Origin of the sequence: Testudinibacter sp. 'clade 2', from assembly GCF_006227735.1 — a bacterium.
Classification (GTDB): Bacteria; Pseudomonadota; Gammaproteobacteria; order Enterobacterales; family Pasteurellaceae; genus Chelonobacter.
Window position 1 is genome coordinate 1 of sequence record NZ_VDHB01000125.1, and the last position, 9,692, is coordinate 9,692.

General features: G+C 46.0%; 12 protein-coding genes. 7 read left to right on the top strand and 5 right to left on the bottom strand.

Annotation, left to right across the window (positions count from 1 at the left end; genetic code table 11):
* On the bottom strand, positions 1-1,013 hold a 1,013-nt coding region (locus FHQ30_RS09940; protein WP_139625168.1), incomplete at its 3' end, for a class I tRNA ligase family protein.
* A 141-nt stretch (positions 1,014-1,154) separates the two neighbouring features.
* On the opposite strand from FHQ30_RS09940, the gene FHQ30_RS09945 reads away from it, so the two are divergent.
* Positions 1,155-1,415 carry a type II toxin-antitoxin system TacA family antitoxin gene (locus FHQ30_RS09945; protein ID WP_139611398.1) on the top strand — a complete coding sequence of 87 codons (261 nt, stop codon included), beginning with the start codon at positions 1,155-1,157 and terminating at the stop codon, positions 1,413-1,415.
* Positions 1,416-1,426: 11 nt separating this feature from the next.
* Entirely contained in the window at positions 1,427-1,900 is a 474-nt protein-coding gene (locus tag FHQ30_RS09950; RefSeq protein WP_139611399.1) for a GNAT family N-acetyltransferase, read from the top strand.
* Between the two features lie 18 nt (positions 1,901-1,918).
* On the opposite strand, the gene FHQ30_RS13465 is transcribed toward FHQ30_RS09950, so the two are convergent.
* The 3 genes from FHQ30_RS13465 to murJ are packed head-to-tail and all read right to left on the bottom strand — an operon-like array spanning position 1,919 to position 4,587.
* Positions 1,919-2,083: an SEL1-like repeat protein gene (locus FHQ30_RS13465; RefSeq protein WP_442805677.1), complete on the bottom strand. Its 165-nt coding sequence runs from the start codon at positions 2,081-2,083 to the stop codon at positions 1,919-1,921.
* Positions 2,071-3,006 carry a bifunctional riboflavin kinase/FAD synthetase gene (gene ribF / locus FHQ30_RS09960; protein ID WP_139611400.1) on the bottom strand — a complete coding sequence of 312 codons (936 nt, stop codon included), beginning with the start codon at positions 3,004-3,006 and terminating at the stop codon, positions 2,071-2,073. The genes FHQ30_RS13465 and ribF overlap by 13 nt, the downstream gene beginning before the upstream one ends.
* Before the next feature lie 15 nt (positions 3,007-3,021).
* A complete protein-coding gene (gene murJ / locus FHQ30_RS09965) occupies positions 3,022-4,587 on the bottom strand; it encodes a murein biosynthesis integral membrane protein MurJ (RefSeq protein WP_139611401.1) in 1,566 nt (521 codons plus the stop codon).
* Positions 4,588-4,934: 347 nt separating this feature from the next.
* On the opposite strand from murJ, the gene rpsT reads away from it, so the two are divergent.
* Positions 4,935-5,201: a 30S ribosomal protein S20 gene (gene rpsT / locus FHQ30_RS09970; protein WP_132967633.1), complete on the top strand. Its 267-nt coding sequence runs from the start codon at positions 4,935-4,937 to the stop codon at positions 5,199-5,201.
* An 88-nt stretch (positions 5,202-5,289) separates the two neighbouring features.
* Here rpsT and FHQ30_RS09975 read toward each other — a convergent pair whose 3' ends face one another.
* Positions 5,290-5,973, bottom strand: a complete 684-nt coding sequence (locus tag FHQ30_RS09975) for a YtjB family periplasmic protein (protein WP_267963828.1) — start codon at positions 5,971-5,973, stop codon at positions 5,290-5,292.
* Positions 5,974-6,059: 86 nt separating this feature from the next.
* On the opposite strand from FHQ30_RS09975, the gene serB reads away from it, so the two are divergent.
* From serB to FHQ30_RS09990, 4 genes are all read left to right on the top strand, one after another.
* Positions 6,060-7,067: a phosphoserine phosphatase gene (gene serB / locus FHQ30_RS09980; RefSeq protein ID WP_139611402.1), complete on the top strand. Its 1,008-nt coding sequence runs from the start codon at positions 6,060-6,062 to the stop codon at positions 7,065-7,067.
* Positions 7,068-7,070: 3 nt separating this feature from the next.
* On the top strand, positions 7,071-7,562 hold the full coding sequence (locus FHQ30_RS09985) for a YajQ family cyclic di-GMP-binding protein (RefSeq protein ID WP_132967631.1): 492 nt from the start codon (positions 7,071-7,073) through the stop codon (positions 7,560-7,562).
* Positions 7,563-7,595: 33 nt separating this feature from the next.
* A complete protein-coding gene (locus FHQ30_RS13280; protein ID WP_176552640.1) occupies positions 7,596-7,769 on the top strand; it encodes a DUF5363 domain-containing protein in 174 nt (57 codons plus the stop codon).
* Between the two features lie 232 nt (positions 7,770-8,001).
* Positions 8,002-9,519 carry a carbon starvation CstA family protein gene (locus FHQ30_RS09990; protein ID WP_139611403.1) on the top strand — a complete coding sequence of 506 codons (1,518 nt, stop codon included), beginning with the start codon at positions 8,002-8,004 and terminating at the stop codon, positions 9,517-9,519.
* Positions 9,520-9,692 lie beyond the last annotated feature (173 nt).

Sequence of the window (9,692 nt, forward strand, 5' to 3'; positions counted from 1 at the left end):
ACCAAGCCGGTACCGGCTTCGGTGGTGACGTGGTCGCCCAAGATAAACGGCACACTGTAATCATAGAACGGGTGCTTAAAGCTCAGTAGCTCTAAATCACTGCCTTTGGCTTCGCCTAACACCGCATAGTCGCTGATCGCCAACGCCTGCATTGTGGCTTCTACCAGCTCTTTTACCAAAATCAACCGCTCCGGTTGTTCACCGTTGAGTTGAACCAGTTGATAATCAAGTTCAGGGTTGATTGAGATGGCTTTATTTGACGGCAAAGTCCACGGTGTCGTGGTCCAAATTACGGCTGAGATCTTGCCGTTGCCACCAGCATTAAATTTAGCCGCAACCGCACTTTGCTCGTCAGCGGCAAAACGCACATAAATCGATGGTGATTTGTGTTCTTCGTATTCCACTTCCGCTTCCGCCAAGGAGGACGCGCAGTCCAAGCACCAATGCACCGGTTTGTAGCCTTTGTACAAATGCCCGTTTTTGATCACCTTGCCCAACGTGCGGATAATATTGGCTTCGGTATCAAAATTCATGGTCAGATATGGATTGTCCCAATCGCCTAAAACACCGAAACGGATAAAGTCAGCTTTCTGTCCTTCCACTTGGCTGGCAGCGTATTTGCGGCACTCTTCACGGAATTCGGCGGCGCTGATTTTTTGGTTCGGTTTGCCGACCAAGCCCTCGACTTTCAGTTCAATCGGCAAGCCGTGACAGTCCCAACCCGGAACATATGGCGAATCGTAGCCCAGTGCGGTTTTAGATTTGATGATCACATCTTTTAAAATTTTGTTGACTGCGTGTCCGATATGCAATGTGCCATTGGCGTAGGGAGGGCCGTCATGCAGGATAAAACTTTTTTTGCCTTTTGCCGCTTGGCGAATTTTTTGGTACAGCGATTTTTGATACCAGTTTTCCAGCATTTTCGGCTCGCGTTTTGCCAGATCGCCACGCATCGGAAAGCCGGTCTCCGGCAGATTCAGCGTGTTTTTGTAGTCAGTATTTTCGTTAGACATCATTCATTCCATGTTTTTAAGCAAATAATCGCCATATTATACGCAAAGTGCGGTTAATTTTCGATAGTTTTTGCGGAAGACTTGACCCGCTTAAAAAGAGTGCTAATATTTGTATATTGATTGTATATTTTGGAGTTTCTTATGCGTAGCGCCCCAATAAATTTACGTGCAATGCCGAATCAGCGTGAGTTGATCGATCAGGCGGCAGCCTTGCTAGGCAAAACCCGTTCTGATTTTATGTTAGAGGTCAGTTGTGCGTATGCTAAAAATGTCATTTTGGATCAAACCTTGTTTCAGCTTGATGATGAGCGTTTTAACCGGTTTGTGCAGTTGTTGGATGAGCCGATTGCGAGTAATCCTCAACTGGAAAAATTGTTGAATCGTCGCACTCCTTGGGAATAGCGGCTAATACAATGAAATATTGTGCTCCTGAACCTTTAACCTCCAAGCATCGAGTGCAGGATTTTGTTTGCGGCGAGCCGATTTTAGATCACTGGTTACAGAAAAACGCACTCAAAAATCAGTTGAGCCGAGCTAGTCGAACTTTTGTGGTGTGTGATGAGAGCCACACTGTGGTGGCGTATTATGCCATCGCCTCAGGCTCGATAACCCACCAAGCCGCAACCGGCAAGATCAGACGCAATATGCCAAATCCGATCCCAGTGATTGTTTTAGGGCGTTTAGCGGTGGATCAGCGTTTGCAAGATCAGCATTTCGGCGCAGGTTTGTTGAAAGATGTGATTCTGCGTGTGCATCGCATCAGCGAGCAAGTCGGTGTGCGTGCTTTATTGGTTCACGCCTTAAACGAAAACGCCAAGCAATTTTACTTGGCGCATGGTTTCAGCCTATCGCCGTTGGACGATATGATTTTGATGCTAAAATTGTGAATCGGTAAAGTGCGGTTTTCAGACCGCACTTTGATCTTTAATAACCTTGCTTATTGAGTTTACGATAATTATTACAACCAAGTTGATCGCGTTATCACAGGCTTTGCCAAACCAAGATTTTGCGAGCTGAAAGTTTTGTTTAACGCCTTGTCCATTAGCGTACAGTACACCTAACCGTTTAATTTAAAAAAATCTTTTGCCGTCTGTACATCTTTAGCGATTTGTTGTGTTAACCGGGCAAAATCAGCGAATTTAATTTCGTTGCGGATTTTTTTGCGTAAGATGATCTCTAAGGGTTGTCCGTATAAATTGCCATTGAAATCAAAAATATGCACTTCCAGTAGCGGGCGTGTGCTGCCATCGACGGTGGGGCGGTTGCCGATATTGGCAACGCCGAAATGCTGTTGACCGCACTTGTTGATAATTTCAACCGCATACACCCCTTGAATCGGGTTGACTTGGCGGTGCAGGTGGATATTGGCAGTGGGGAAGCCGATGGTGCGTCCTAACTTATTGCCGTGCGCCACTCGTCCGCCAATGCTGTACGGCTTGCCTAACATCGCTTCGGCAAGCGCCAAATCATCCTCGGCGAGTGCTTTACGGATTAAAGTGCTGCTGATACGTTGGTTATTCAGCGCGAAACTGTCGTTGTTTTCCACTTCAAAACCGCACTTTGCACCGGCGTTTAATAGCGTCTGAAAATTGCCTTGCCGTTGTGCGCCGAATTGGAAATCGTCGCCGATACTGAGGAATTTTACCTGTAGTTTTTCGACCAAATACTGTTGGATAAATTGATCGGCGCTCAGATTAGCAAAAGTGCGGTTGAAGCGCACGCACAGCACATAATCAATGCCGGCTTGCTGTAAAAACAGCAATTTATCACGCAAGCGCATCAGTCGCGCCGGGGCGTTTGTGGCGGAAAAAAACTCATTTGGCTGCGGTTCAAATAACATTACTACTGTCGGCAAGCCCAGCTGCTGCGCCTTTTGTTTCAAGTGCGCCAGAATTTGTTGATGCCCCAAATGGCAGCCGTCGAAATTGCCAATGGTCAGCGCACAGCCTTGTGGCAGTAAGGGTAAATTATAAATTCCACGAATTAATTGCATAGTTTATCCTGATCATTAATGGCGAAAATGCTGTTTGCGCACGCCGAACAGTGCCAGCAAGATAAAATAGACCAAACCGGCGCCACAAACCAACCAGATCAACCAATGAATACGGCTGAATAATCCCATTGCTGCCCAAGTGTTGAGCGTTGGAGAATAGTAGAACAGAAATGCGCCCATGCCGAGCGCTGAGGCGAGCAGGCGCAGGGCAAAAATCAGCGTCGTTTTGCTTAAGCGGTAGACGCCGGCTTTGGCAAGTCCGTGATACAGCAGATAGGCGTTCAAGGTGGAGGACATGGCGGAGGCAATCGCCAAACCGACGTAGCCGAACGGAATTGCCAACAGGTTAAAGCCCATATTACTCACCATGGCGATAATACCGTAGCGCACCGGTGTTTTGGTATTTTGTCGTGCATAGTAACCGTTGGCGAGAATTTTAATCAACATATAACTAAGCAGGGCACTGGTGAACGCCCACAACGAATAGGATGCGGCGATTACATCGCTGAGTAAAAAACTGCCACGCATAAACAGCGCCATCAACATCGGCTGTGCCAAAATTGCGATCCCGATTGCGGCCGGAATGCCGAGCAGTAAAATCATGCGCACGCCCCAATCCATGGTGTTGCGGAATTCTTGGCTGACCACCTCGTTTCCTTGCTTGTGCACGTGGTGGCGCGCGAGAGTTGGCAGAATCACAGTGGAAATCGCAATGCCGAACAGCCCTAGCGGAAATTCGAGCAGGCGGTCAGAATAATATAGCCAACTGATGGAACCGGTCATCAAAAAACTGGCGATAAAGGTGTCTAACAACAAGTTAATTTGGCTAACCGAGACCCCGAACAGTGCCGGAATCATCAAGGTGCGGATCTTTTTTACACCCGGATCGTGCCACGCCCATTTCGGCTTCACCAGCATTTTGGCTTGTTTTAAAAACGGAATTTGGAATAGAAATTGGAGTAAGCCGCCGAGAAAAATACCGATTGCCAGCGCCAGATCGGGGCTTTCCATCCGTGGTGCCAGGAAAAGTGCGGTGGCAATCATCGCAATATTGAGCAACACCGGCGAAAACGCCATCACGCCGAATTTGCCGAGTGTATTTAAAATCGCACCCGACAGCGCAACCAAAGTGATAAACCATAAATAAGGAAAGGTGATTTTCAGCAGCAACGACGCTTGCTCATATTTATAGCCGTTCGCCCCGTCATTGAGCCAATCCATAAACCAACCGGTACCGAAAATCGCAGCGATCACCGGCGAGCCGACCATGGCGACAATGGTGACAATCGCCACCAAACCGCCGAGCGTGCCATTCACTTTGGCGACAAATTCCTGCGTTTGGCTGAGATCACCTTCTTTGCGATATTCCGCCAATACCGGAATAAAGGCTTGCGAAAAAGCGCCTTCGGCAAATAACCGGCGCAGGAAATTTGGAATGCGGTTGGCAAATAAGAAAATATCGGCTGCGGCACCGGCACCGAGCAGATTGGCGATCACCACGTCGCGGATTAGCCCGAGTACGCGTGACAACAGGGTCATGCTGCTGACGATAATGCCGGATTTCAATAACGGTTTACTCAAAACAGGATCTCTGATGGCAGAATAAGTTGAACGACTTAAGTTGAATGATTGGGCTAATTGTATAGAAAATTTGTTTTTTAGCTATATTCCACATAAAAAAACTGCTAAAATTGCGCCCCTATGTGTAAGGTAGAGCATGTGAAGTGGGGAAAAGATGGCGAAAGTGGCTCTTTTGTCCGAACCCTGTTTTCGCTGTGGCTACAACCCTAAATCGTGTCTTGTTGCGGCAATACACGGCGATAACGAACAAAGTGCATATTACTATTTGACAAACGCATAGAAAGCAGGCATATTTTACGCCTTTATTTTTATGTCCATTTTTTACAGAAATTCTTGGGAGTTTGACCTTGGCTAATATCAAGTCAGCGAAAAAACGTGCGATTCAATCTGAAAAACGCCGTCAGCACAATGCAAGTCAACGTTCTATGATGCGTACTTACATCAAAAAAGCCTACGCAGCCGTAGCAACCGGTGACAAATCCGCAGCCGAAACCGCATTTGTCGAAATGCAAAAAGTGGTGGACAGAATGGCTTCTAAAGGCCTGATCCACGCCAATAAAGCGGCTAACCACAAATCTAAATTATCTGCTCATATCAAAAAATTGGCAGCCTAATTCTATTTGTCGTTTAAAACGGTTTAAATTGGAAACCGCACTTTTAAAGTGCGGTTTTTTGCTGCCCAAAAAGCGTATTTATGGGCGATTACACCCGAAAGCGCCGCCGTTTGGAATGGAACGCTTGTGCAGCATGGCTGCTGGCTTTACTGACCGCACTTGGCTCGACTTTATGTGTGACGACGGTTTTGCGTCGTTTGCGCAAAAAATAGTGAAGGCTGCTGGCAAACAATATGCCACAGAGAAACACGATGATTAACTCGCCGTAGAGATGGTGAAACAGTGAGTTGATTTTTTCTTGGGTAGTTTGTCCGTATTGGGTGTCAAAGGTCACGCGCAGATAGCCGAGCAAGCCGCGGGCGGAATAAATCGGCTCGACAATTTGTTGGGTGCTATTGATTTCGCTATCGTTGGTGGCGTCCAAGCCAATGCGGGCACGAAAATTAAACGGATTGCTGCTTTGTGCCAAAATAGCGCCTTGCGGCGAATATACGGTAGCGTCCAGCACAAATTCCTGCATTTGGAATTGATCCAAACTGTCACTTAAACTTTCCGGTTTGGCATTGTTTGCCAACAGCACCGACATCAGATTTGCCTGTTGTCGAACCAAAGTGTGCGACAGATAGGAGACCTGATTGACACTGGCGAGCTGCGAGCCGACCTTAAACTGGTTTACGCCATACAAAATCACACTGAGAATGGCGCCGCAGGCTAAAATGATCGTCAGTAACAGCACTGATTTGATGACTTTTTCTTTATTCAAATAGACCAACGTTGCCTCTTATAAATGTTCAAATGCGTGAAATTGTGCTATTAATAGCGACGGATTATAGCACAGTAAAATAACTTGGAACGAGTATGTCACAACACAATCTGAATACGATAACTGATTTTTGGACAACGTTACCGGCTGAATTGAATGGAAAACCAACCACATCAAGTGCGGTGCAGCCGTTTGTTTTGTACGGTAAACGTTTAGATAAAACCACGTTGCTTGCTTTTGCGGAGCAAATCCGGCAGCCGTTGTGGCTGTGTGATGCTTGGTCAAGTGAGCAAATGGCAGCAGTGATTTTGCGCGGGCATTATCAGCGTGAATGGCTGAATGTTGCCAATCAATTTGGCTTGGATTTGGCGTTGTTGAACGGCGAAGTGCGGTTGCAGACGGCTGGATTGCTGGTGATGGACATGGATTCTACTGCGATTCAAATTGAATGTATTGACGAAATTGCCAAATTGGCAGGCTGTGGTGAATTGGTGTCTGAAATCACCGAACAGGCGATGCGCGGTGAATTAGATTTTGAACAAAGCCTGCGCCGTCGCGTGGGTACGCTGCAAGGTGCGCCAGAGGCGATTTTGCAGCAAGTGCGGTCAAAGTTACCGTTAATGCCCGGTTTAGAGCGGCTGTTGCAAGTATTGCAGCAGCACGGTTGGCACACCGCGATTGCTTCCGGTGGCTTCACTTATTTTGCCGATTATTTAAAGCAAACGTTAAAACTCGATGCTGCCGTGTCGAATCAACTGGAAATTATCGACGGCGTGCTGACAGGACAAGTGATCGGGCAGGTGGTTGATGCGAACTTTAAAGCGCAAACCCTCAACGATTTGCGTGAACAATTCGGCTTAAACAAACAACAGACGATTGCGATTGGCGACGGTGCAAATGACTTGCCGATGTTGGCACAAGCGGGCTTGGGCATTGCTTTTCATGCCAAACCGAAAGTGCAACAACAGGCGCAGATTGTGATTAATTACAGCGATTTGACCGCACTTTTGCTATTATTGGAAGCCAATCAACGTTTGCAAACATCAACAGACCCTAGTAAAAACCATAAATTTGAACATAAATTTGAGATTGAGGAGAAATAAATTATGCCTTCTTTTGATATTGTATCCGAAGTGACCGTACACGAAGTACGCAATGCAGTAGAAAATGCCAATCGTGATTTGACTAACCGCTGGGATTTCAAAAACGTACAAGCCGCAATTGAGCTGAACGAAAAAGATGTCAAAATCAAAGTCAGCAGCGAATCGGATTTTCAGGTGGAACAATTGCTGGATATTTTGCGCAGTGCGATGATTAAGCGTGGCATTGAGCATAATTCATTGGATATTGACGAGCAGTTTGAGCATAGCGGCAAGATTTACAGTAAAGAAGTGAAGATCAAACAAGGGATTGAAAGCGAGATGGCGAAGAAAATCACCAAGCTGGTGAAAGACGCCAAAATCAAAGTGCAAACCCAGATTCAAGGTGATCAAGTGCGGGTGACCGGCAAATCGCGTGATGATTTGCAAGCGGTGATTCAACTGGTGAAAGGTGCAGAGTTGGGACAGCCGTTCCAGTTTAATAATTTCAGGGATTAAGCAAAGTTAATACTGAAGCCGGAGGAAAGGAAAATGGTGGGCGATAAGCAAACATCAGGCAAAAAAGGGCTGTTCAAAACCCTATTGGAGAAATACAACCAGCTATGCAAAGAGATGGGCGTTGATCAAGGTGGTGGTTGCCGGCGCTGTGTGCCGATTATCAAACAAGATCCGGAACTGGAAAAACCAGCAAAAAAAGAGGATTGATCCGGAGCCGTTTTTTATTTAGCGTTAACCTCCAAATTATTAAAGTGCGGTTTTATTGAATCAGCAGATAGCACAACCGCACTTTGCCTATCTTATTTTTATGTATTAAAAATGTGCGACTTGTCACATTTTTGTGCAAAAAAACGTACTATCTATTTACAATTCTTTCACCTATTGCGAATTCTGTTAGAATGCCAGCGTCTTTATGTCTTCCTTTTTTGGAGTATTGATTATGTTATGGTTTCTCATTTGTGTAGGCTTATTGCTGGCCGGTTATTTCGTGTATGGCAAGATTATTGAAAAGATTTTCAAAATCAACCCGGCACGAGCCACACCAGCCCACCATATGGCTGATGGCGTTGACTATGTGCCGATGTCGAAGAAAAAAATCTGGTTGATTCAGCTATTGAATATTGCCGGAACCGGCCCGATTTTTGGTCCGATTTTAGGGGCATTGTATGGTCCTGTGGCGATGTTGTGGATTGTATTCGGTTGTATTTTTGCCGGAGCGGTGCACGATTATTTTTGTGGCATGCTGAGTATCCGTAATAAAGGTGCCAATATTCCGTTTTTGGCGGGCAAATATTTAGGTGCACCCGCCAAGCACTTTATGAATGTATTGGCGATTTTGCTGCTATTACTGGTCGGTGTGGTCTTTGTTGCCAGCCCTGCATCATTGCTGACCAATATTACAACCGAAGTAATGAGCTCCGGGTCTGTGGGGGCAGGTGCAGTAAATGAGGAATCCGGTGTCAGCAGCGGAACTATTTTAGTCATCTGGACTAGTGTTATCTTTATCTACTATTTACTGGCAACCCTAGTACCGATTGACAAAATCATCGGACGGATTTATCCGCTATTCGGGGCGTTGCTGTTGTTTATGACCGTAGGCATGCTGTTCGGTTTATTTTTCGAAGGCATTCCGCTGTTCCGCAGTGTGGGGATGGACGTTGATTTTGGCACTTTCTTACAGAATTTACATCCGAAAGATCTGCCGATTTGGCCGTTGTTGTTCATCACTATTGCCTGTGGCGCGATTTCCGGTTTCCATGCAACTCAAACGCCATTGATGGCACGTTGTACCCAAAATGAGAACGAAGGACGCTTTATCTTCTACGGTGCGATGATTGGTGAAGGGGTAATTGCGTTAATTTGGTGTATGGTCGGTTTGAGTTTCTATGAATCTTCCGAAGCAATGAATGCGGCAATTGCGGCGGGTACGCCGTCGAAAGTGGTGTATGACTCGGCTATTGGTATGTTGGGCGTATTCGGTGGAATTCTGGCGGTACTGGGCGTAGTCGTGTTGCCAATCACTTCTGGCGATACCGCATTCCGTGCAGCACGTTTGCTGATTGCTGATTTCTTCAAATTAGAACAACGTAGCTTGCCAAAACGTTTGTTGATTGCGATTCCGTTGTTTGCAATTGGTTTTGTGGTCTCTAAAATTGATTTCCAAATTTTGTGGCGTTATTTTGGTTGGGCAAACCAAACTACGGCAACGGTGATGTTGTGGGTTGCAGCGGCTTATCTGTATCGCTATGCCAAATTCCACTGGGTTGCCACAATCCCGGCAGTCTTTATGACAGCGGTTTGTACTACGTTCTTGTTTAATGCGCAAATTGGCTTTGGCTTGGATTATGAATTGTCGGTCTATTTAGGTTTGGCATCATCTGCCATTGCTATTGTCGCTTTCTTTGGCTTAATCAGGCCGATTGCCATTGGCGATCCGGACTCAGAAACACAAAGTTAGCATTTAACCTAATGATAAAAAGCGGGCAGTAATCTGCCCGTTTTTTTATGCCCAAATTAGGGTCTGTTAATCTTTGTTTATAATTTGAGCTATAGACTGTTTTTTGTCAATACAAGGCAAAAGTTGTGAAGTTTAGTCATTCTAAACGAACAGCTTTTAACGCCGCTGTAGTA

Excerpts from the sequence above, each read along its gene's own strand:
- FHQ30_RS09945 (WP_139611398.1), top strand. The coding sequence starts at position 1,155 with ATGCGTAGCGCCCCAATAAATTTACGTGCAATGCCGAATCAGCGTGAG.
- FHQ30_RS09950 (WP_139611399.1), top strand. The coding sequence starts at position 1,427 with ATGAAATATTGTGCTCCTGAACCTTTAACCTCCAAGCATCGAGTGCAG.
- ribF (WP_139611400.1), bottom strand. The coding sequence starts at position 3,006 with ATGCAATTAATTCGTGGAATTTATAATTTACCCTTACTGCCACAAGGC.
- serB (WP_139611402.1), top strand. The coding sequence starts at position 6,060 with ATGTCACAACACAATCTGAATACGATAACTGATTTTTGGACAACGTTA.
- FHQ30_RS09985 (WP_132967631.1), top strand. The coding sequence starts at position 7,071 with ATGCCTTCTTTTGATATTGTATCCGAAGTGACCGTACACGAAGTACGC.
- FHQ30_RS13280 (WP_176552640.1), top strand. The coding sequence starts at position 7,596 with ATGGTGGGCGATAAGCAAACATCAGGCAAAAAAGGGCTGTTCAAAACC.
- FHQ30_RS09990 (WP_139611403.1), top strand. The coding sequence starts at position 8,002 with ATGTTATGGTTTCTCATTTGTGTAGGCTTATTGCTGGCCGGTTATTTC.